At 69.6% G+C, this 21,088-nt stretch carries 18 protein-coding genes and 1 tRNA gene; 13 read left to right on the top strand and 6 right to left on the bottom strand.

The features are described from left to right. Positions 1-38: 38 nt before the first annotated feature. Positions 39-1,136, top strand: coding sequence for an SDR family oxidoreductase (locus ACQFZP_RS01765; RefSeq protein ID WP_211890146.1), 1,098 nt, complete (start codon positions 39-41; stop codon positions 1,134-1,136). Between the two features lie 101 nt (positions 1,137-1,237). Here ACQFZP_RS01765 and ACQFZP_RS01770 read toward each other — a convergent pair whose 3' ends face one another. Beyond that, on the bottom strand, positions 1,238-1,774 hold the full coding sequence (locus tag ACQFZP_RS01770) for an endonuclease domain-containing protein (RefSeq protein ID WP_181026999.1): 537 nt from the start codon (positions 1,772-1,774) through the stop codon (positions 1,238-1,240). 591 nt (positions 1,775-2,365) lie between these two features. Next, positions 2,366-4,141 (bottom strand): dolichyl-phosphate-mannose--protein mannosyltransferase, encoded by a 1,776-nt coding sequence (locus tag ACQFZP_RS01775; RefSeq protein ID WP_211890147.1) that lies wholly within the window; start codon positions 4,139-4,141, stop codon positions 2,366-2,368. Positions 4,142-4,191: 50 nt separating this feature from the next. On the opposite strand from ACQFZP_RS01775, the gene rsmI reads away from it, so the two are divergent. The 6 genes from rsmI (at position 4,192) to ACQFZP_RS01805 (ending at position 10,572) form a co-directional block, all read left to right on the top strand. Continuing rightward, entirely contained in the window at positions 4,192-5,004 is an 813-nt protein-coding gene (rsmI, locus tag ACQFZP_RS01780) for a 16S rRNA (cytidine(1402)-2'-O)-methyltransferase (protein ID WP_211890148.1), read from the top strand. Positions 5,005-5,034: 30 nt separating this feature from the next. Then, the gene (metG, locus tag ACQFZP_RS01785) at positions 5,035-6,603 is read left to right on the top strand and encodes a methionine--tRNA ligase (protein ID WP_211890149.1); all 1,569 of its coding nucleotides are present in this window, start codon (positions 5,035-5,037) and stop codon (positions 6,601-6,603) included. Between the two features lie 71 nt (positions 6,604-6,674). Next, positions 6,675-7,604 (top strand): TatD family hydrolase, encoded by a 930-nt coding sequence (locus ACQFZP_RS01790; RefSeq protein ID WP_211890741.1) that lies wholly within the window; start codon positions 6,675-6,677, stop codon positions 7,602-7,604. Further along, entirely contained in the window at positions 7,601-8,452 is an 852-nt protein-coding gene (gene rsmA / locus ACQFZP_RS01795) for a 16S rRNA (adenine(1518)-N(6)/adenine(1519)-N(6))-dimethyltransferase RsmA (protein WP_211890150.1), read from the top strand. Before ACQFZP_RS01790 ends, rsmA begins: the two co-directional genes overlap by 4 nt. 168 nt (positions 8,453-8,620) lie before the next feature. Next, positions 8,621-9,940 (top strand): hypothetical protein, encoded by a 1,320-nt coding sequence (locus ACQFZP_RS01800; protein WP_211890151.1) that lies wholly within the window; start codon positions 8,621-8,623, stop codon positions 9,938-9,940. A 35-nt stretch (positions 9,941-9,975) separates the two neighbouring features. Beyond that, positions 9,976-10,572 carry a DUF1349 domain-containing protein gene (locus ACQFZP_RS01805; RefSeq protein WP_211890152.1) on the top strand — a complete coding sequence of 199 codons (597 nt, stop codon included), beginning with the start codon at positions 9,976-9,978 and terminating at the stop codon, positions 10,570-10,572. A 182-nt stretch (positions 10,573-10,754) separates the two neighbouring features. Here ACQFZP_RS01805 and ACQFZP_RS01810 read toward each other — a convergent pair whose 3' ends face one another. Then, entirely contained in the window at positions 10,755-11,162 is a 408-nt protein-coding gene (locus tag ACQFZP_RS01810) for a GNAT family N-acetyltransferase (protein ID WP_211890153.1), read from the bottom strand. Positions 11,163-11,420: 258 nt separating this feature from the next. Here ACQFZP_RS01810 and ACQFZP_RS01815 point away from each other — a divergent pair, with 258 nt between their 5' ends. The 4 genes from ACQFZP_RS01815 to ACQFZP_RS01830 all read left to right on the top strand — a co-directional run bounded on the left by ACQFZP_RS01815 (position 11,421) and on the right by ACQFZP_RS01830 (position 16,230). Then, positions 11,421-12,461 (top strand): LLM class flavin-dependent oxidoreductase, encoded by a 1,041-nt coding sequence (locus ACQFZP_RS01815; RefSeq protein ID WP_211890154.1) that lies wholly within the window; start codon positions 11,421-11,423, stop codon positions 12,459-12,461. 18 nt (positions 12,462-12,479) lie between these two features. Further along, positions 12,480-13,823 (top strand): LLM class flavin-dependent oxidoreductase, encoded by a 1,344-nt coding sequence (locus tag ACQFZP_RS01820; RefSeq protein WP_211890155.1) that lies wholly within the window; start codon positions 12,480-12,482, stop codon positions 13,821-13,823. Between the two features lie 200 nt (positions 13,824-14,023). After that, positions 14,024-15,373 (top strand): M20/M25/M40 family metallo-hydrolase, encoded by a 1,350-nt coding sequence (locus ACQFZP_RS01825; protein ID WP_211890156.1) that lies wholly within the window; start codon positions 14,024-14,026, stop codon positions 15,371-15,373. Positions 15,374-15,477: 104 nt separating this feature from the next. Continuing rightward, positions 15,478-16,230, top strand: coding sequence for a MerR family transcriptional regulator (locus tag ACQFZP_RS01830; protein ID WP_104312387.1), 753 nt, complete (start codon positions 15,478-15,480; stop codon positions 16,228-16,230). A 102-nt stretch (positions 16,231-16,332) separates the two neighbouring features. Here the strand turns inward: ACQFZP_RS01830 and ACQFZP_RS01835 are convergent, their stop codons facing one another. The 3 genes from ACQFZP_RS01835 to ACQFZP_RS01845 all read right to left on the bottom strand — a co-directional run bounded on the left by ACQFZP_RS01835 (position 16,333) and on the right by ACQFZP_RS01845 (position 19,345). Continuing rightward, positions 16,333-18,159, bottom strand: coding sequence for an ABC-F family ATP-binding cassette domain-containing protein (locus ACQFZP_RS01835; RefSeq protein WP_104312386.1), 1,827 nt, complete (start codon positions 18,157-18,159; stop codon positions 16,333-16,335). Between the two features lie 56 nt (positions 18,160-18,215). Further along, entirely contained in the window at positions 18,216-18,806 is a 591-nt protein-coding gene (locus ACQFZP_RS01840; RefSeq protein ID WP_104312385.1) for a MarR family winged helix-turn-helix transcriptional regulator, read from the bottom strand. A gap of 86 nt (positions 18,807-18,892) precedes the next feature. Next, on the bottom strand, positions 18,893-19,345 hold the full coding sequence (locus tag ACQFZP_RS01845) for a YybH family protein (RefSeq protein ID WP_104312384.1): 453 nt from the start codon (positions 19,343-19,345) through the stop codon (positions 18,893-18,895). 123 nt (positions 19,346-19,468) lie between these two features. Here ACQFZP_RS01845 and ACQFZP_RS01850 point away from each other — a divergent pair. After that, positions 19,469-19,540, top strand: a tRNA-Gln gene (locus ACQFZP_RS01850). A 74-nt stretch (positions 19,541-19,614) separates the two neighbouring features. Beyond that, entirely contained in the window at positions 19,615-21,060 is a 1,446-nt protein-coding gene (glmU, locus tag ACQFZP_RS01855; protein WP_211890157.1) for a bifunctional UDP-N-acetylglucosamine diphosphorylase/glucosamine-1-phosphate N-acetyltransferase GlmU, read from the top strand. Positions 21,061-21,088: the final 28 nt, after the last annotated feature.

Below are 21,088 nucleotides of genomic sequence, written 5' to 3' on the forward strand. Positions count from 1 at the left end.
CCTGGAATATCGACCTTCGCCGCCTCGTTGCACCCCTGATGACCTCGAACTCGAACGACACCACCGAAACGCAGAAGACCGCGCTCGTCGTGGGAGCCTCCGGGATCACCGGCTCGGCCCTCGTGGATCGCCTGACCGAGGACGGCTGGGAGGTGCTCGCGCTCTCGCGCAGCGCCGCGAGCACCGACAGGGTGCGGGGCATCGCCGCCGACCTGCGCGACCCTGTGGGCCTCAAGGCGGCGCTGGCTTCCGAGGCCCCGACGCATGTCTTCTTCACCGCGTGGCAGCGCCAGGCGACGGAGGCGGAGAACATCGCCGTGAACGGCGCCATGGTCCGCGACCTCCTGGCCGCGTTGGCGCACGCGCCCGTGCAGCACGCGGCCTTGGTCACCGGACTCAAGCATTACTTGGGCCCATTCGAGGCGTATGCGGCTGGCGAGATGCCGGACACCCCGTTCCGCGAGGAGTCCGAGCGGCTCGACACCCCGAACTTCTACTACGCGCAGGAGGACGAGCTGTTCGCCGCGGCCGCCCGCCAGCAGTTCACCTGGTCGGTGCATCGCTCGCACACCGTCATCGGGCACGCCGTCGGCAACGCGATGAACATGGGCCTGACGATCGCCGTGCAGGCCGCGCTCACGAAGCACCTCGGCGTGCCGTTCGTGTTCCCCGGCAGCGAGGCGCAGTGGAACGGCCTCACCGACATGACGGATGCGGGAGTCCTCGCCGAGCAGATGGTGTGGGCGTCCACCGAGCCTGCCGGCCAGAACGAGGCGTTCAACATCGTGAACGGCGACATCTTCCGCTGGCGGTGGATGTGGCCGCGCCTGGCGGAGCTGCTCGGGGTCCCGGCGGAGCGGGTCGTCGGGTTCGAGGGCGTGGCGCGCCCGCTCGAGGTGCAGATGGCGCAGCTCGAGCAGCACTGGCCGGCCGTCGTCGCCGAGCACGACCTCGTCGAGTCCGACATCTCGCGGCTCGCATCCTGGTGGCACACCGACGCCGATCTCGGCCGCGAGATGGAGGTCGTCACCGACATGGGCAAGAGCCGCGACGCCGGCTTCCTCAGCTTCCGCCGAACCGACCAGGCCTTCGCCGACCTCTTCGAGCGCTACCGCGCCGACCGCCTCATCCCCTGAGCTCATCCCGGTGCGCGCGTCCGCTGCTCACTCGAAGAGGCCACTTTCGCCCCTTCAGCGGGCGCACACCGGGTCGAAAGTGACCCATGCTCGGCCAGGAGTCACCGCGCGAGCGCCGCACGCAACCGGTCGAGGAACGTCGCGGGGCTCGGGAACAGGTCGGCGTGCGTGATGCGGATGACACGCCACCCGGCGGCGATCAACGACTCGGTGCGCGTGATGTCACGTCGGAATTGCGCAGGGCTCAGATGCCCTTCGCCCTCGTACTCGACGACGACGCGCTGGTCTCGAAACACCAGGTCGCCGCGCGCCAGGAAGCGTCCGCCTTCGTAGATGTCCGCGTTGACTGCGGGCTCCTCGATGCCGGCATCCACGATGATGCAGCGGAGCCAGCTCTCGGGCGGTGAGGCGACATGTTCCCGAAGGCGAGGCAGCGCCCTATGCAGCACAGCTCCGCCCCGGAGCCTGCCCCAGCGCTCACCCATGTCGAACAGGCTCGACAGCCGCACAAGCGGACCGGGGGACATGCGCCCCGGGTAGCGGTCGAAGCTGCTGATCATCGCGTCGCCGACCGTGATCAGCTCTGTCTCGCTGAACGAACCCGCGAGGAGGGCGAAGAGCAGCGGGAGGGTGACCACCTGGACCCCCTCGATTCGGTCCGCCGCCCAGAGGTCATCTCGTATGCGCCGCGCGAGAACACCCTCCGCCCGTGGTCGTGACGCCGACTGCCTGACCAGCACATCCACGATCGCGGAGCGATGGCGTCTGGGAAGCGGTAGCCCGTAGACGAGCAGTGCGGAGCGGGCACTCAGTGCCTGGCCATCCCGAAGTCGCGGCCCGAAGCGGAGGACCTGCTCCCTGCTGTCATGCGCCGGCTCTGTCGCTCGCACACCGCGATACGGCCGAACGAGGCTCTGCCGCGCGAGCGCTTTCGTGCTGAGTCCGGCGGCGTTCCCCTCAGCGATCCCGAACGCTCGTCCCCGCAGCTCGTCTGGAATCGGTCTGCGATCGGCCATGCCGGGAACCTACGCACGTCGTGGACGTCGCGCTGAAGTTCTCCACAGCTTGACGCATCCAGTCCCTTTCCCGGACGCAGCTGCACCGCGTGAAGAGGTCAGTTCGAGCCCAAGTCGGACGTCGTGGCGGGGCGGAAGTGACCTAGCTGGGGGCGAGGAGTGCAAGCGGGTGACGGATGCGGGGCACGCGCGGCCGCAGGGCCTGAGCCGCCGCTACCGCCAGCTGGGCAGCCAGTGGGTCAGCGACCAGTAGGAGGTCGAGATCATCTGCCCGGTCCACACGGGCCAGAACAGCACTGAGACGAGCGCCATGATCACGAGCAGCACCCCGACCGCGGAGACGCCGATCGTCCGAGACGTGCGCGGCGTCTCCCGGTCGCCGGCGATCGTCTGGACCACCACGAGCGACGCGAGGATCATGAACGGCAGGAACGCGATCGCGTAGAAGTGGAAGACGGCCTGGCGCTCGAGGTAGGCGAGCCACGGGAAGTAGCCGGCGCCGTACCCGACGAGGATCGCGAAGTACTGCCATTTCGGCCGCAGGAAGCACATGATGATCAGGAACAGGATCGACACGGTGCCGAACCAGAAGATGATCGGGTTCGAGATCGACGTGATGGCCTCGACGCACTGGTCGACGTCGCAGCCTGAGCCGTCGCCCTTGCCGCTGTAGATGTAGCTGAACGCGGTCGGGCGGATGAGGAACGGCCACTCCTGCGGCCCCGACTGGTACGGGTGCTCGGCGCTCAGGCCGCGGTGGAAGTTGTACGCCTCCACCTGGTAGTGCCAGAGGCTCTGCAGGGGGAGCGGCACCCAGGACAGGAGCCCCGTCCAGGCGTTGCCTGCCTGCTCGGCCCAGTCGCGGTAGAAGCCACCGGTCGTCGTGAGCCAGCGGGTCCACGTGGCGAGGTAGGTGAGCACGGCAAGGGGCACGGTCAGGATGAACGAAACGGGGCCCTGCAGGAGGATCGCGGCCGACCCCCAGAACGTCACGCCGAGTCGCTTGCGCTCGATCATGTCGACGACGAGCGTGTAGACGCAGAACGCGGCGAGGAAGTAGAGGCCCGACCACTTCACGGCGGAGGCGGCGCCGAGGGTGACGGCGGCGGCCATGAGCCACGGGCGCCACCACAGGCGCGGCCCCCAGTCGGGGCCGACCGGCTTCACATCCGGGGCGCGCGAGGTGGTCGTGGCCTTCGTCGGAACGGGCTCGCCCTCGAGCCCCTCCTCGGCGCGCCACGCCATGATCTTGGAGCGCAGCTTGCGCCGCTGGTCGTCGCGGTCGAGCAGCACGAACAGGAAGGCCAGCAGCACGAAGAACATGAGGATGCCATCGAGGATCCCCACCCGCGACATGACGATCGCGTGCCCGTCGATGGCCAGCATGCCGGCGCCGATGGTGGCGAGCACGGGCGAGCGGAACAGCTTCTTCGCGATGACCCATAGGAGCGGCACGGCGAGGGTGCCGACGAGGGCCACGCCGAACCGCCAGCCGAAGGGGTTGTCGGCGCCGAAGACGAGCATCCCGAGCCCGATGATGTACTTGCCGAGCGGCGGATGCACGACGTACGACGGGTCGGTCGTGTAGCCGTTCGGGTCGCCCGCGTTGAACGCGTCGTTCGGGTTGTCGGGCCACTCTGCCTCGTAGCCGAGGTTGAGGAGCGTCCACGCGTCCTTCACGTAGAACGTCTCGTCGAAGATCAGGTAGTGCGCGCCGCCCAGGTTCCAGAACCGCAGGACGGCGGCGAGCAGCGTGACGACGCCGAGGAGGATCCACTCGGTGCGCACGCGGAGTCGCGGCGTGCTGGTGACGCGGGCCCAGAGGTCGTCGAAGACCGAGCCTCGCTCGACCTGGGCCCTCGGGGCAGGATCCGTCGCTGGCGAAGCGGAGTCGGCCGCCGGAGCCTCGACCTGAGCCGTCGCGGGGGCAGCCGCCGCGGGGGACGTGGCCGCCTCGTCTGGGGTTCCGGTCTCTGCTTGCTCGCTCACGCAAGCAATCGTAGGGGGCCATGCGCCCAGCGCGTGGGAGGATCGCAGCCATGATCATCCTCGCGGGCACCCCCATCGGGAACCTCGGTGACGCTTCGGCGCGTCTCATCGACACGTTCAAGAACGCCTCCCTCGTGGCGTGCGAGGACACCAGGTCGACGGCGAAGCTGCTCGGGATGCTCGGGGTCGAGAACCGACCGAGGCTCGTCGCCCTGCACGAGCACAACGAGGACGAGCTGGCCAAGACGATCGTCGAGCAGGCGCGCGACTCCGACGTCGTGCTCGTGAGCGACGCCGGGATGCCGGGCATCTCCGACCCCGGGTACCCGATCGTCGCGCTCGCGGCGAAGGAGGGGGTGACCGTCACCAGTGTGCCCGGCCCGAGCGCCGTCATCACGGCGCTCGCGATCTCGGGGCTGCCCACCGACCGCTTCACGTTCGACGGCTTCCTGCCGCGCAAGGCGGGGGAGCGGGAGACGTTCCTCCGATCCCTCGCGAACGAGCCGCGCACCGTCGTGCTGTTCGAGTCGCCGCACCGCCTGGCGAGGACGCTCGCCGACATGGCCGCGATCTGGCCGGCCGACCGCCGCATCGCGGTGTGCCGCGAGCTGACGAAGCTCTATGAGGAGGTCAAGCGCGGCACGGCGGCCGAGCTCGCGCCCTGGGCCGAGGAGGGCGTGCGCGGCGAGATCGTGATCGTCGTCGAGGGGGCGGCACCCGCGGTCGTCGACGCCGCCGGCGCGCAGGCGATGGTCGCCGACCTCGTGGCAGGCGGGATGCGCCTCAAGGAGGCGGCCGCGCAGGTCGCCACGGAGACGGGCATGAGCAAGCGCGACCTCTACCAGGGGCACCTCGCGTCGTAACAGGGCCCAGCCGACAATAGGATGATCTCCATGGCTTCCGGCGAATCGTTCTACATCACGACACCGATCTTCTACGTCAACGACGTTCCCCACATCGGTCACGCGTACACGGAGGTCGCCGTCGACGCGCTCGCCAGGTGGCACCGCCAGCGCGGTGACACGACATGGCTGCTCACGGGAACCGACGAGCACGGCCAGAAGATCATGCGCTCGGCGCTCGCGAACAACGTCACCCCGCAGGCGTGGGCCGACAAGCTCGTCAGCGAGGCGTGGAAGCCCATGCTCGAGACCCTGAACATCTCGAACGACGACTTCATCCGCACGACCGACGAGCGTCACGAGACGCGCGTGCAGCGCTTCCTGCAGAAGCTCAACGACGCCGGCTTCATCTACGACGCCGAGTTCGAGGCGCTCTACTGCGTCGGCTGCGAGGAGTTCAAGCCCGAGTCGGAGATCGTCGCCGGCACCGGCCAGTACGAGGGCGAGAAGGTCTGCGCCATCCACTCGAAGCCGCTCGAGCTGCTGCAGGAGCAGAACTACTTCTTCAAGCTCAGCGACTTCCAGGAGCGCCTGCTCGCGCTCTACGAGGAGAACCCCGAGTTCATCCAGCCCTCGTCGGCGCGCAACGAGGTCGTCTCGTTCGTGCGCTCGGGCCTCCGCGACCTCTCGATCTCCCGCACCACGTTCGACTGGGGCGTGAAGGTGCCGTGGGACGAGTCGCACGTCGTCTACGTGTGGTTCGACGCGCTGCTCAACTACATCACGGCCATCGGCTACGGTGACGACGAGTCGGAGCTCGAGAAGCTCTGGCCCGCGCACCACGTGGTGGGCAAGGACATCCTCCGCTTCCACGCCGTCATCTGGCCCGCCATGCTCATGGCCGCCGGACTCCAGGTTCCTGCCGGCATCTTCGCGCACGGCTGGCTGCTCGTCGGCGGCGAGAAGATGTCGAAGTCGAAGCTCACTGGCATCGCGCCGACCGAGATCACCGACGTCTTCGGCTCCGACGCGTTCCGCTACTACTTCCTGCGCGCCATCCACTTCGGCCAGGACGGCTCGTTCTCGTGGGAGGACCTGTCGGCCCGCTACCAGTCCGAGCTCGCGAACGGCTTCGGCAACCTGGCCTCCCGCGTCATCGCCATGGTCAACAAGTACTTCGACGGGGTCGTGCCGGAGCAGTCGACGCTGCTCGACTCCGAGCAGGTCATCATCGACCTCGCGACCGACGTCGCGGTGAAGGCCGACGAGGCGATGCTCGCCTTCGACATCGATGGTGCGCTCGCGCACATCTGGCGGCTCGTGGATGCGCTCAACGGCTACATCACGGAGCAGGAGCCGTGGGCGCTCTCGAAGCAGGGCGACGAGGGGCGCGCTCGCCTCGCCGCGGTGCTCGAGGTGACGACCCGCTGTCTCGGCCACCTCGCCGTGCTCCTCAACCCGTTCATCCCGATCGCCGCCGAGAAGCTGTGGTCCGCGATCGGCGGAGACGGCGAACTCGCCGCTACCCGCATCGCCAACGCCTACGCGCTGGTCGGCTCGCGCCCGCTGAGCGAGCTGCCGCCGCTCTTCCCGCGCATCGAGCAGGAAGTCCAGCGCTGACGGTGCCCGAGTCTCAGCAGGGCGAGCAGGGCGAAGCCCAGCAGGGCGAGGCGGAGCGGGCGGCCGAGAAGCTGCGCCGCCGCTCGGCGACGAGCGAGTCGGGGCACACGCGCATCCTCGCCTACCCGCCGTACCCCGAGGCGCTGGATGTGCCCTGCTACGACAACCACACCCACCTCGAGATCGAGGACGGCGAGGAGGACGAGCGCCTGTCGCTCGACGAGCACCTCGACGCCGCCGCCGCTGCGGGAGTGAAGGGCGTCGTCCAGGTCGGGAACGACGTGCCCTCGAGCCGGTGGTCGGCCCGCATCGCCGCGACGAACGAGCGAGTGCTCGCCGCGGTGGCCCTGCACCCGAACGTGGTGCCCGAGCTCGCCGCCGCTGGCACCCTCGACGAGGCGATCGCCGAAATCGACCGCCTCGCGGCCGAGCCGCGCGTGCGCGCCATCGGCGAGACGGGGCTCGACTACTTCCGCACGCCGGAGAAAGCTGACCAGCTGCTGCAGGTCGGCGCGTTCGAGCGGCACATCGAGCTCGCGAAGCGGCACGGCATCGCCATGCAGATCCACGACCGGGACGCGCACGACGACGTCATCTCGACGCTCAAGCGCGTCGGTGCCCCGGAGCACACGGTCTTCCACTGCTTCTCCGGAGACGCCGACATGGCCCGCATCGCGGCCGACGAGGGGTGGTACCTCTCATTCGCGGGGACGGTCACGTTCAAGAACGCGGCCACGCTGCGGGAGGCGCTCACGGTGACGCCCCTCGACCGCATCCTCGTGGAGACCGACGCGCCGTTCCTCACCCCCGTCCCGTTCCGCGGACGCCCGAACGCGCCCTACCTCATCCCCGTGACGTTGCGCGCGATGGCCGAGCACCTCGACGTGCCGGTCGACGAGCTCAGCGCGCAGATCAGCGCGAATACCGAGGCTGTCTACGGCAGCTGGAACCTGTCGGGCGACGCACCCGCCGCCGCATCCACCCAGAGAGATTCCGCATGAGCGTGAGCCTGCTTGGCGCCAACGAGATCCGCGAGCTCGCGGCCGAGCTTGACGTGACCCCCACGAAGAAGCTCGGGCAGAACTTCGTGCACGACCCAGGCACGGTGCGGCGCATCGTGCAGACCGCGAAGGTCTGCGCCGGCGAGCACATCCTCGAAGTCGGGCCCGGCCTCGGATCGCTGACGCTCGGCCTGCTCGAGACGGGCGCGAGCGTCACCGCCATCGAGATCGACGAGCGCCTCGCCGCCCGCCTGCCGCAGACGGTCGCCGAGCACGCGCCCGGCGCCCAGCTCGACGTGATCGTCTCCGACGCCCTCCAGGTGCAGGATGTGCCGGGCGAACCGGTCGCGCTTGTCGCGAACCTGCCGTACAACGTGTCCGTGCCCGTGCTGCTGCACCTCCTCGAGCGGCTGCCGTCGCTCGAACGCGGCGTTGTGATGGTGCAGGCCGAGGTGGGGGAGCGCATCGTCGCGGGCCCCGGCTCGAAGGTCTACGGATCGCCGAGCGTGAAGGCCGCCTGGTATGGCTCCTGGACGAGCGCCGGCCTCGTGGGCCGCAAGGTGTTCTGGCCTGTGCCGAACGTCGACTCCATCCTCATCTCCTACACGGAGCGTGACACACCGCGCGGCTCGGAGGAGCTGCGCCGCAAGGTGTTCCGCATCGTCGACGCCGCCTTCGGGCAGCGGCGCAAGATGCTGCGACAGGCGCTCTCCCCGCTGCTCGGCGAGAACGCAGCGTCGACCTCCCTCGTCCTGGAGGCATCGGGGATCGACCCGACGGCCCGCGGTGAGACGGTCGGCATCGACGACTACGTGCGCCTCGCGCAGGCCTGGCAGCCCGAGGCCTGAGGCCTGCGTCAGCGAGGAGCCAGACGACGAGAGCTCTTCGAGCCTCGGGCCTGACGCGCACCGGCTGAGATCTCCGCCATTTCGCCGCATCTTCGCGGGGACTCGTGCAGACTACGAGGACAGCACCACAACGAGGTCGGTGCCCCGGAGCTAGGCGAGGGATTGGGAATGGGCGAGTCCGCCGCGGCTGACGCAGACGTTCCGCTGCCGTCCCGCCGCGCGCGCATGCTGACGATCGGTGCGATCGTCGTGGTGCTGGCGCTCGCCGCGGGCTGGGTGGTCCTCGCCTTCACCGGTGACGGTGACACCTCTTCGACGGACGTTGTGAGCGAGTCGACGCTCCCCGGCTACCCGACCCGTGGTGCCGAGGCGAAGCTCGACGAGCAACGGCCGCTGGTTGCTGCGGCCGATGCCTGGCGCGACTATGCCGAGGGCGACACCCTTCAACTCCCGGAGGGGCAGGCCATCGAGCTCCTCTGGGCGGGAGACGTCGACTCGACGAAGGTCGGCACCTCATCCGTGCGCGCCTCGTTCTCCGCGCGGCTCGTCATCCTCCGATCGGACAACGCGGTAGCCGCGCTCGTCCGCCCGCTCGACGGCGCGGGCAGCGGCGACGACACGGCCTACTCGGTGCTCGGCACCTCATCGATCGCGACGGCCCGCTACGAGCGCGGTTTCACCGTCGCGACGGGCGTGCTGCTCTTCAACGAGCGGATGCAGCGGGGCACGTCACTCGAGACCGTCACCTTCGCCGCTGGGGCGGCCCCCTCGCTCGGTGAGACATCCACCTCGGACGGACTCCTTCTGCTCGCAACCCGTTCGCTGCTGCGGATCCCGGATGCGGGCGGTTCGGGGATCGACGTGGTCGAGGGCTTCGCCTACGTGCATCCCAGCTCGGGCCTCACGCTCCTGCAGACGGAGGACGCCGACGGGGACTGGTCCGCCGTCATCGACGCTGAGCGGGGTAACGCGAGGTTCGCGGCGCTCTCGCGGGGCATCATCACGGCTCGGGAGGAGGAGAAGGGCCGGCGTCTGCGCGCCTCGATCCTCGACGACCAGACCATGCCGTCCGGCGCCCCGCTTTCGCTCGTCGAGGTGGCGCACCTCGAGAGCCAGGGGAGCGGGTCCGGTGTCCTCTGGGCGGTGGTCGTCGCAACACGCGACGACGACGATCCGACGCTGCTCGGTGCAGGTCCCGTCGCGAGTCCCGTGAACGGGGCGCCGCAACTTCCCGTCATCGCCGCGAGGTGGCTGCGTGACGACGGCGTGGACGTGCTTGTCGTCGCCGGCTCCAAGGGAATCACCTCGTTCGAGGTCGAGGCGTCCGGCGGCACGACGAGCCGGAACGGCTCGAGCGGCGTCCTCGAACGCGCAGCCCTCGCGCTCACCTGGGAAGACGATCCCGAGAACAACGTGACGCGTCCGGCCCTGGTGGTCGTCGGCAGGTCCGGGGCCGGCCCAGTGCAGCCGCTCGAGCCGGTCAGCTGAGCGCAGACCTCGCGGGGACTGGTTGGATGACAGTCATGAACACGCAGAGCGTCACGAACCTGCCATGGAACGACGGGCAGTGGACCAACGAGCCGGTGTCCGTAGAAGTCGTCGACGGCGACCTCCTCGTCACGGCCGTCGAAGGCAGCGACGCGTGGCGCACAACCTCCTACGGGTTCATCCACGACACCGAGCACGCGCTCCTGCGTGACCTCGAGCAGGATTCCGCCGTCGAGGTGGAGTTCCTCGCCGACTTCAGCGAGCAGTTCGACCAGGCGGGCATCTTCCTGCGGAGCGACGAGACGACGTGGATCAAGGCCGGCATCGAGCTCAGTGACGGGCAGGAGCAGCTGGGTGCGGTCGTGACCAGGGGCGAGTCCGACTGGTCGCTCGCACCGGTTCCGAGCTGGGGCGGCCGCCGCGTCACGGTGCGGGCGAGCCGCGCCGGCAACGCGGTCATCGTCCGCGCTCGGGTCGATGAGGAGCCGTGGCGGCTCGTCCGCGTTGCGCCGTTGGCGACGGATGCGCGAGTGCAGGCTGGCCCGTTCTGCTGCGCGCCGTCTCGCAGCGGCCTGACCGTGCGCTTCCTGGCCTGGCGCATGACGCCCGCTGACGCCTCGCTGCATCCGTGAGGGTTCGCGGCGATGGCAATCGCAGTATCGTTGGCGCCCTCCCGCCAGACCGACGCCAGCCGCTCGACGTCTGACCCCGAGACCGGAAACCGGAAACCGGAGACCGGAAACCGGAGACCGGAAACCGGAGACCGGAGACCGGAACCCCGCGATTGGAGACCGGAAGCCGGCGCTCTGGCCCCTCAGCCCGCGAGTTCGAGAGACAGCGCGAAGATCTGCGTCCACGCCTCTTCGCCGTGCTCGAGCTCAGGGCGGCGCTCGAAGCCGAGTTGCTCGAGGAGGCGCTGCATGGCGACGTTCTGCTCGGCGACGTACGTATCGATGCCCGTCGCGAGGTGCAGGTCGGCCCACGTGATGGCCGCCCGCGTCACTCGGGTGCCGATGCCGTTGCCGCGCAATTCTGGCGCGACCCAGAGCTCGTCGAAGACCAGCTCGGCGCCGACTCCGTCGAGGTCGCCGGAGAGGGCGGCGGTGGCGACGACTCGTGTGCCGTCGAAGGGAATGGCGTGGAACTCCACGCGGTCGGCGCCTGCTCGGGTGGTGGTCACACGGACGGCGTTGCCGATCGACGTGTGCAGCCCGAGGCTCATTGCGGCGCCAGCCTGCCCGTCTCGACGCGCTGCTGGCACATGAAGTTCAGGCCTGTCGTCGTGTGTGTCATCTTCATGCTCCTTCCACGGTCGGGGTCGTGCGGTCCGCTCCTCGGTGGGGCGGGCTTGTGCTCGTGGTGGGTACCGTACGCCTCACTTCGCGGGGCGCGCATCCAGTGTTGCGTCAGAAGTCCTCCGGGGGCGGCAGGTGAAGCGCAGCCCGTCACACAGTGATGCGCGGTTCCTAGTCTGCGAGGCATGACTCACGAGAACCCGCCGTTTGCCATCGCCGTCGAAGCCGGCAGCGAGGGCGTCAGCCCGACCCGCATCCGCGCGGCGATCGCCGCCCTCGAGCGCTTCGGCGCGACGATCGCGACGTTCGAGGACGCAGGCTTCCCCGAGCTCGGCGAGACGGCTCCGCGACTGGATGCGGTGACGCAGGCGGCGTTCGCCGCCCCGCTCTCCGGCGCGACCGGGCTGGTGCCGCTCGTGCGCGTCACCGCGGTCGAGCCGTTCCACCTCGCGACGCAGCTCGCGACCCTCGACTACGCCTCGCACGGCCGAGCCGGCTGGATCGGCGAGGCCGACGGCGGCGCGCTCGAGGCCGCGGCGTTCGACCGGGCGCCGCTCGACGGACCAGGATCGCGTCGCACTGAGCTCGACGACACCATCGAGGTGCTCGGTCGCCTCTGGGACTCGTGGGAAGACGACGCCGTGATCCGCGACAGGGCGACGGGCCGGTACCTCGACCGCGACAAGCTGCACTACGCCGACTTCGAGGGCGCACGCTTCAGCGTGAAGGGCCCGTCGATCATCCCGCGCCCGCACCAGGGGCTCCTCCCGACGTTCGCGGTCTACGGCTCGGCCGCGCCCGAGCTCATCGACGTCGCGCTGATCCGCGAGCGAACAGTCCTCGAGGCGAGCGCCGCCGCCGGGCAGGCGGACACCCAGGGAATCGAGCGCACGGTCGTCGAGGTCTCGTTCGCGCTCGACGCGCGCGGGAGCGCTGCGGCCGACCGTGTCGGGAACCGGGCGTCTGAGGCCGAAGCGGCGGGGCGCATCCACTACTCGGGCGACGCCGCTGGCCTCGCCGAGCTCATCACCGAGGTCGCCTCCTTCGCGAACGGCGTGCGCCTGCTGCCGGCCGACTTCGGCGCCGACGTGCAGGAGCTCGGCCGTGCCGTGCTCCCTAGCCTGCGCCGCGCCGGCGTCTTCACCTCGCCGCGGGCAGGCGAGCACCTGAGGGGCGCCCTCGGGCTCGCGCACCCCGTCAACCGCTACGCCGCCCAGGCACTCTGAACGCGAAGGATCACGACGATGACACAGCACAGCACGGGCGCGACTCGGCCATCGGCGAGCGCCGAGGGCTCCGGCCAGATCCAGTTCGGCGTCTTCTTCCAGGGCGTGAACTCGACGACCATCTGGTCGAGCGAGCAGAGCGGCTCACAGACCGAATTCGAGTCGTTCCGCCGCATCGCCCAGACGGCCGAGCGCGGCCTCTTCTCGGCGTTCTTCCTCGGCGAGGGTCTTCGCCTGCGCGAGCACCTCGGCAAGATCCACGACAACGACGTGGCCGGGCGACCGGATGGCATCACGCAGCTCGCCGCGCTCGCACCCATCACCGAGAAGATCGGCCTCGTCGCCACGCAGAACACGACCTACAACGAGCCGGCCGACCTCGCGTACCGCCTCGCGAGCCTCGACCTCCTCAGCGAGGGACGCGCCGCGTGGAATATCGTCACGACCGACAACGCGTGGACCGGCGCCAACTTCCGCCGCGGCGGGCACCTCGCGCACGAGCACCGGTACGACCGCGCTGCTGAGTTCGTTCGGGCGGCCAAGCAGCTGTGGGCGAACCGGGGCGGAGTCGACTTCGACGGCGAGTTCATCCGCTTCGTCTCCGATCGTGTCCTCCCGCAGAGCCCGCAGTCGCGGCCCGTGCTGTTCCAGGCCGGCGACTCGAGCCAGGGGCGTGACTTCGGAGCCGAGCACGCCGACGTCATCTTCTCCGCGCATCCCGAGCTGGAGGGCGCGACCGCGTTTGCCGCCGACCTGCGCGAGCGGCTCACGAAGTTCGGTCGTGCCCGCGACGAGCTCGCATTCTTCCCCGGCGCGACCATCGTCGTCGGCGGGACGCCGAAGGAGGCCCAGGAGAAGGCGCGCTGGGTGCGCGAGCACCAGATCTCGCCCGCGACGTCCCTGCGCTATCTCGAGCAGTTCTGGGGCAAGGATCTCTCGCACCTCGACCCAAACGGACCGCTGCCCACCGAGGACCCGGTGGTCGCCGTCACCGACGGCACTCGTGGCACCGCGTTCCAGAACGCGAAGGCGCTTGAGCTCGCGCAGCAGTGGCGCGAGAAGTCCGAAGCGCTCGGCCTCTCCATCCGCGACTTCGTCATCCACCTGTCCTCGCAGCGCGGATTCGTCGGCAGTGTCGACGAGGTCGCCGACACGCTCACGGAGCTGGCCCGGAGCGGGGCGGTGACGGGGATCAACCTCACCCCGTACCTCGTGCCCTCCGGTCTCGACGACATCGTCGACGACCTCATCCCGGCGCTCCAGGAGCGTGGCTCGTACCGCACCGAGTACCCGGGGACGACGCTGCGCGAGAACCTCGGACTGCCTGCGGTCGTCGAGGACCTGGTGCCCGCGGGCGCCTGAGCGTCGCTGTCATCACGCCGGCCGCAGCGCCGGCAGCCGGCCGATTCCTCTGCGAAGGGCGTTCGTGGACGTGCACCGGTGGTGTCGACTGGCGGCTTCTGGGACCCCGGCCCTGCACGTTCGCGCGTGCCCGGCAGGCCACGTGACCCCGTGCAACGCCCGAGCACGCGGACCCGCCGCCTTTCGCCCAGGATGAGGGCATGACTTCGCTTCGCGACGAGACCGTGGCCCTCCTGCAGCAGCTCATTTGCGCCGAGACCGTCAACGACGGCGCGCTCGCCTCCGGCAACGAATGGCGCGCCGCCGCGGTGCTCGAGGCGTTCTTCGCCGGCAGCGGCGTCGAGCTGACGCGCGTCGAGCCGTTCCCGGGACGCGTCTCGGTGGTCGCTCGTCTCGCGGGCACGGACCCCGCGGCGGAATCGCTGGCGCTCGTCGGGCACACCGACGTCGTGCCCGTGAAGGCCGCCGACTGGGTGCATCCGCCACACTCGGGTGAGCTCATCGACGGCGAGGTGTGGGGCCGCGGCGCCGTGGACATGCTGTTCCTCACCGCCTCCTACGCCGTCATCTTCAAGCGGCTCGCGACGAGCGGCTTCGCACCGACGGGCGATCTCGTCTTCGCGGCTGTCGCCGACGAGGAGCAGGGCAGTAGGGCGGGCGTCGGCTGGTTCTCGGAGAACGACTGGGCGACGATCGCTGCAGACAACGTGCTCACCGAGTGGGGAGGCGCGCGCCTCGGCGGTGTCGGCAGCACCGCCATCACGGTGGGCGTCGGCGAGAAGGGTGCAGCTCCGCGGCGCATCGTCGTGCGCGGCGACGCGGCCCACGCGTCTGCTCCGTGGGGGCGCTCGAACGCCGCGGTCACGCTCGCGAAGGTCATCGACCGCCTGCAGGCTGTGGCCCCGGCGCCGCGCATCAGCGAGCAGTGGCTTGAGACGCTCGCGGCGCTGGAACTGCCCGCCGAGCTGAGCCGTCGTCTCGCGGACCCGGCCACGATCGACGCCGCCATCGACGAGCTGAGCGGGCATCCCAAGCTCGGCGAGCTCGCCCCGTTCGTGCACGCCTGGACCCACACGACTGTCGCCGTGACGATCGTCGAAGCTGGCTCGAAGGTCAACGTGATTCCCGACAGCGGGTCGATCTCGCTCGACATCCGCGTGCTGCCCGGTGTCACGGAGGAGGACGTCGCGGCGCACCTCGCGGCGGTCGCCGCTGAGTTCCCCGGCCTCGTGAGCGTGGAGGGGGACTGGTTCTCGCCGGCCAACGAATCGGCGACGACCACGCGTCTCTACGCACAGATCGAGCAGACCCTCGCCGAGTTCGTGCCCGGAGCGAAGCCCGCGCCGATCCTCGGCGTCGGCGGCTCCGATGCCCGCTTCTACCGGCTGCACGGCGCGAACGCGTTCGGCTTCGGGATCCTCAGCCCCGAGCTGACCTTCTCCGTCGCGCGCAACCGCTTCCACTCCGCCAACGAGCGTCTCGACCTCGAGTCGATCGACCTCACGGTGCGCGGCCTCGACCACGTCGTCAGGAACTTCCTCTCAGCGTGACGCTTGACCTTGACGTTGCGTCAACTTCTACAGTCGTTCTCGAGCGGTTCGCTTCTCCCGAAGATCGGGGGAGCCGCTCGTACGATCTGGGAGAGGATGCGGTCATGGAGTGGTCGATCGGCGAGGTGGCGAAGCAGTCGGGGGTGACCTCGCGCACTTTGCGGCACTACGAGAGCATCGGCTTGCTGCGGCCGAGCAGCACGGGCAGAAACGGCTATCGCTACTACGACGAGGGCGCGCTCGTGCGACTGCAGCGCATCCTGTTGCTTCGCGAGCTGGGCGTCGGCCTCGTCGCCATCGGCGATGCGCTTGCCGGGCGGAGCGACGACGTCGCTGCCCTCGAGACGCACCTCGGCTGGCTGAACGACGAACGAAGCCGCCTCACGACGCAGATCGGATCGGTGCGCGCGACTCTCGCCGCGCTCCAAGGGAAGGAGACGCTCATGCCTGAGCAGATGTTCGACGGGTTCGACCACACGCAGTACGAGGACGAGGTTGAGGAGCGCTGGGGCGCCAAGGCGTACGCCGACGGCGACACCTGGTGGCGTGGTCTCGGCGAGGAGGGCAAGCAGGGGTTCCTGGAGGAGCAGACGCGGATCCAGGATGCGTTCAGCGCGGCCCAGACTGCAGGTCACGGCCCCGACAGCGACGAGGCGCAGGCCGCGGCGCGCCGGCAGTTCGAGTGGGTCAAGGCCGGCTGGAACGGAGAGATCCCCAGCGCGGAGGCGTTCGCGGGCCTCGGCGAGATGTACATCGCCGACGAGCGGTTCGGCAAGAACTACACGCGCGTGCACGCCACGGGCGCCGAGTTCGTGCGCGACGCGATGCGCGTCTACGCCGAGCGCAACCTCGCGTAGGGCGAGTGCCGGCCCCGCGAGCTGCCGCAAAGGGTCGCCGTTCGTCGCGAATGGCGACCCTTTGCGGCAACTCGCGAGGTGTCTTGGAGGGGCGAGCTCAGGCTACGCTTCGAGCACCTCGGAGAGCTCGAGCCAGCGCTCTTCGAGGGCGTCGACCTCGGCCGCGAGCGCCTGGCGCTTCGCGGTGATGACGCCGAGCCCTTCGTAGTCGCCCTGGTCGTGGGCGGCGAGCTCCGCGTCGACCTTTTTCATCGACTGCTCGATCTTCTGGATCTTCCTCGTGATGCCCTGCACCTCCTTCTCTGCCGAGCGGCGGTCGGCGCCTCCCAGAGAGAGGCCGGTCGAGGCAGATGCGGAGGAGGACGACGAACCGCTGGCCGCCGCATCCGTCGTGCTGGAGAGCGTGGCGGGGGCTGAGCCCTTGAGGCTGTTCGAGCGCAGCTCGAGGTACTGGTCGACGCCGCCGGGGAGGTGGCGGAGGCCGCCATCCCACACCGCGTACTGCTGGTCGGTGACGCGCTCGAGCAGGTACCGGTCGTGCGAGACGACGAGGAGGGTGCCAGGCCACGTGTCGAGGAGGTCCTCCATGGCGGCGAGCATGTCGGTGTCGAGGTCGTTGGTGGGCTCGTCGAGGATGAGCACGTTCGGCTCGTCGAGCAGGATGAGGAGCAGCTGCAGGCGGCGGCGCTGGCCACCCGAGAGGTCCTTGACGGGGGTCTGCAGCTGGGTGGTCGTGAAGCCGAGGCGCTCGAGCAGCTGCGACGGCGTCATCTCCTTGCCGCCGGACACGTAGCTCGACTTCTGGCGGGCGACGACCTCGCGGACGCGGTCGTTCTGGTGCTCGTCGAGCTCGGCGAGGCGCTGCGAGAGGGTCGCGATCTTGACGGTCTTGCCGCGCTTGACCTTGCCGCTCGTGGGCTCGAGGCTGCCGGCGACGAGGTTGAGCAGGGTCGACTTGCCGGCGCCGTTGACGCCGAGGATGCCGGTGCGCTCGCCGGGCGCGATGCGCCACTCGATGTCGCGCAGCACTTCCTTGTCGCCGAAGGTCACGCCCACGTCGAGGAGGTCGACGACGTCCTTGCCGAGGCGGGCGGTCGCGAGCTGGGACAGCTCGACGGGGTTGCGGACGGGCGGCTCGTCCTCGATGAGCTGCGTGGCCGCCTCGATGCGGAACTTCGGCTTCGCCGTGCGGGCGGGGGCGCCGCGGCGCAGCCAGGCGAGCTCCTTGCGCATGAGGTTCTGGCGCTTCGACTCGATGGCGGCGGACTGGCGGTCGCGTTCGACGCGTTGCAGGATGTACGCCGCGTAGCCGCCCTCGAACGGGTCGAGCACGCGGTCGTGCACCTCCCACGTGGTCTGGCACACCGCATCCAGGAACCACCGGTCGTGGGTGACGACCACGAGCCCGCCCTGGTTCTTCGACCAGCGGGAGTTGAGGTGCCCCGCGAGCCACGCGATGCCCTCCACGTCGAGGTGGTTGGTGGGCTCGTCGAGCATGATGATGTCGTCGTCGCCGATGAGCAGGGCGGCGAGGGCGACGCGCCGCTGCTGTCCGCCGGAGAGGTCGCCGATCTTGTCGGTCCACTCGAGGTCGCCGGCGAGGCCGTTGACGACGTCGCGGATCTTCGCGTCGGAGGCCCAGTCGTGGTCGTCCATGTCGCCGACGATGGCCTGCTTGACGGTGAGCTCGGGGTCGAGGGTGTCTGCCTGGTCGAGCATCCCGACGCGCACGCCGCGCCGCCGCGTGACCTTGCCGCCGTCTGGCTGGATGCGGTCGGCGAGCAGCTTGAGGAGGGTCGACTTGCCGTCGCCGTTGCGCCCGACGATGCCGATGCGGTCGCCCTCTTGGATGCCGACGGAGACGCTGTCGAAGACGACTCGGGTCGGGAACTCGAGGTGGAGCGCTTCCGCGCCGAGGAGATGGGCCATCAGACCAGCTTAAGGCCGGAGTGGCCCGGCGCCCGCCGAGAAAGGGGGGGCGGAGCTCAGTGCGCCGGGTCGTCCATGCGCAGCGAGAGTGTGCGCAGGGCAGTGGCCAGGTCGTCGCGCGTCTCCAGGTCGAGCTCGGCGAGCAGCTCGCGCTCAGCAGCGACGAGGCGGGTGAGGGCCTCGTCGACGAGGTCGCGCCCGTCGACGGTCATGGTCACGAGGATGCCGCGCCCATCATTGGGGTCGACCTCGCGGGTGACGAGGCCGCGGCCCACGAGCCGGTCGATGCGGTTCGTCATGGTGCCGCTCGAGACGAGGTTCGAGGCGAGCAGGTGCTTGGGGCTGAGGCGGTGCGGGGATCCGGCGCGGCGCAGGGCCGAGAGGACATCGAACTCCCAGAGCTCGAGGCCCGTCTCGGCGAAGGCCGCCTTGCGGAGGGCGTCGAGCTGCTTCGCGATGCGCTTCACGCGAGAGAAGATGCGCAGCGGGTCGACGTCGAGATCCGGGCGCTCCCGCGACCAGTCGCGCACGATCGTGTCGACGGTGTCGACCGGATGTGCGGCATACACGGGGCGGCCGCCCGCGTTCAGCTCACCCGCGTCGCGCGAGAAGTCGCGCTGCTGAGCTGCACGTCCGGGGGCATCCATACCCCCATTATGGCGAGTCCCGCGGTCCGGGGGCGACGCGCCGACGGGGAGCACGGCCACCGCCGAGCACTCGCGGGGTCTCCCGCCTACGAGTTGGGGTGGTGGGCATCCACTTCACGCTTCGTCACGACGAGCCCCGTCTCGGCATTGACGGGCGCCGACGTGTGCTCGTGCGCAATGGCCCACTCGCCCTTGTGCCGCACGAGCGCCCACGTGAGTCGGTTGTCCATCCATTCGAGCTCACCCTCGGGGCTGTGCCACGAGTAGCGCACGTAGCTCTCCACGACGATGACGTCGTGGTCGCCGTATGCGCGCAGGTCGGTGAACGTCGCGGAGTGCGTGCCCGACTCGATGGAGTCGAACCATTCGCCGATCGAGTCCCCCCAGGTGCCGGCCCCCTCGTGGGACCAGGTGCTCCACAGGTCGAAGACCCGGACGTCCGGTGCGTAGAGCGACATGATCGCGGTCTTGTCGCGCCCCGTGACGGCGGCCGAGTACGTGTCGGTGAATCGATTCGCGACGGCGAGGGCTTCGGACATGACGCCTCCTTGGGTCTTGTGATCCGCCAGTCTGGCGCACTCACCTCCACACCACCACCGTGGCAAGCGCGCGGCCCTCCCGGTTCTGGCACAATTGGCGAGTGCGCGCGTGAGCGGGCACGTTCCTCCTTGGTGTAACGGCAGCACGACAGCCTTTGGAGCTGTTAGGTCCAGGTTCGAATCCTGGGGGAGGAGCGGCGCGGGGGTGCTGCATGCCACCGTGGACCGTGATGGCGTTCGCATCGCGGCGCCCACAACGAGGAGGATCTGTGACCGATCGAGAACTCGCAATCGTCATCCTGGCGGCTGGCCAGGGAACACGGATGCGCTCGAGCACCCCGAAGGTGCTGCACCGACTCGGAGGCATTCCCCTCGTCGGGCACGTGCTGCACACCGCCGCCGAGCTCGGCCCTGCGCACACCGTCACCGTGGTGCGCCACGATCGTGACCGCGTCGTCTCAGCCATCCAGGACCTGGCTCCAGACACGCAGTTCGCGGACCAGGACGACGTTCCCGGCACTGGGCGGGCACTCGAGGTGGGTCTTGAGTCGCTGCCCGCGGACTTCGACGGTGTCGTCGTCGTCCTCTCCGGCGACGTGCCTCTTCTCGACTCGGGCACGATCGCCCGCATGGTCGAGCAGCACCGTCACGCGAAGAACCAGCTCACCCTCCTGAGCGCCTTCGTGCGGGAGCCGGCAGGCTTCGGGCGCATCGTCCGTTCGTCCGGCGGCGACTTCGACGAGATCGTCGAGCACAAGGACGCGAGTGAGGAGCTGCTGCGCATCTCCGAGATCAACGCGGGCGTGTACGCGTTCGACGCTCGCACGGTCCGCCAGGTGCTGAGCCGCATCGACGACTCGAACTCGCAGCGCGAGAAGTACCTCACCGACGCGGCGAGGCTCATCAAGGCGGATGCGGGGCGCATCGAGGCGATCGCCGTCACCGACCCGGAGATCGTGCAGGGCATCAACGACCGGGTGCAGCTCGCGGAGGCGCAGCGCTACTACAACGCTCGGCAGATCCGGCACTGGCAGCTCGAGGGCGTCACCGTGCACGACCCGGCGACGACCGTCATCGAGGGCAACGTGTCGCTCGGGCGCGACGTGGAGCTGCTGCCCGGCACGCAGCTGCGCGGGGCGACCTCGGTCGCCGACGGCGCCATCATCGGGCCTGACACCACGCTCGTCGACTGCGAGGTCGGCGAGGGGGCCGTCGTGAAGCGCACCGACGCGACGCTGAGCGTCATCGGGGCCGGCGCATCCGTGGGCCCGTGGGCCTACCTGCGCCCGAACACGATCCTGGGTGCCGGCGGCAAGATCGGCACGTTCGTGGAGACGAAGAACGCGCAGATCGGCGACGGCTCGAAGGTGCCGCACCTCTCGTACATCGGCGATACGGAGGTGGGTGTCAACTCGAACGTCGGAGCGGGCACGATCACCGCGAACTACGACGGCGTGAACAAGCACCGGACGACCGTTGGCGACAACGTGCGCTCCGGCTCGCACAACGTCTTCGTCGCCCCGGTTAGGATTGGCGACGGCGCTTACACCGGGGCTGGGACGGTGGTCCGCAAGGACGTTCCAGCGGGTGCACTCGCCATCAACGTCGCACCTCAGCGCAACGCCGAGGGGTGGGTGCTCAAGAATCGAGCAGGCACCGCCGCGGCCGAGGCCGCTGAGGCTGCCTCGTCGCGCGAATCAGAACCGAACGCGTAACAACAGAGCAAGCACAGGAAACGGGCGG

Source organism: Pseudoclavibacter sp. Marseille-Q434, assembly GCF_050315415.1.
GTDB lineage: Bacteria > Actinomycetota > Actinomycetes > Actinomycetales > Microbacteriaceae > Pseudoclavibacter.

Bases quoted from the DNA above. Each gene is read 5' to 3' on its own strand.
- ACQFZP_RS01800 (WP_211890151.1), top strand. From the start codon at position 8,621: ATGGGCGAGTCCGCCGCGGCTGACGCAGACGTTCCGCTGCCGTCCCGC.
- ACQFZP_RS01845 (WP_104312384.1), bottom strand. From the start codon at position 19,345: ATGTCCGAAGCCCTCGCCGTCGCGAATCGATTCACCGACACGTACTCG.
- ACQFZP_RS01805 (WP_211890152.1), top strand. From the start codon at position 9,976: ATGAACACGCAGAGCGTCACGAACCTGCCATGGAACGACGGGCAGTGG.
- ACQFZP_RS01825 (WP_211890156.1), top strand. From the start codon at position 14,024: ATGACTTCGCTTCGCGACGAGACCGTGGCCCTCCTGCAGCAGCTCATT.
- ACQFZP_RS01840 (WP_104312385.1), bottom strand. From the start codon at position 18,806: ATGGATGCCCCCGGACGTGCAGCTCAGCAGCGCGACTTCTCGCGCGAC.
- ACQFZP_RS01830 (WP_104312387.1), top strand. From the start codon at position 15,478: ATGGAGTGGTCGATCGGCGAGGTGGCGAAGCAGTCGGGGGTGACCTCG.
- ACQFZP_RS01820 (WP_211890155.1), top strand. From the start codon at position 12,480: ATGACACAGCACAGCACGGGCGCGACTCGGCCATCGGCGAGCGCCGAG.
- ACQFZP_RS01765 (WP_211890146.1), top strand. From the start codon at position 39: ATGACCTCGAACTCGAACGACACCACCGAAACGCAGAAGACCGCGCTC.
- ACQFZP_RS01835 (WP_104312386.1), bottom strand. From the start codon at position 18,159: ATGGCCCATCTCCTCGGCGCGGAAGCGCTCCACCTCGAGTTCCCGACC.
- metG (WP_211890149.1), top strand. From the start codon at position 5,035: ATGGCTTCCGGCGAATCGTTCTACATCACGACACCGATCTTCTACGTC.
- ACQFZP_RS01815 (WP_211890154.1), top strand. From the start codon at position 11,421: ATGACTCACGAGAACCCGCCGTTTGCCATCGCCGTCGAAGCCGGCAGC.
- rsmI (WP_211890148.1), top strand. From the start codon at position 4,192: ATGATCATCCTCGCGGGCACCCCCATCGGGAACCTCGGTGACGCTTCG.
- ACQFZP_RS01810 (WP_211890153.1), bottom strand. From the start codon at position 11,162: ATGAGCCTCGGGCTGCACACGTCGATCGGCAACGCCGTCCGTGTGACC.
- rsmA (WP_211890150.1), top strand. From the start codon at position 7,601: ATGAGCGTGAGCCTGCTTGGCGCCAACGAGATCCGCGAGCTCGCGGCC.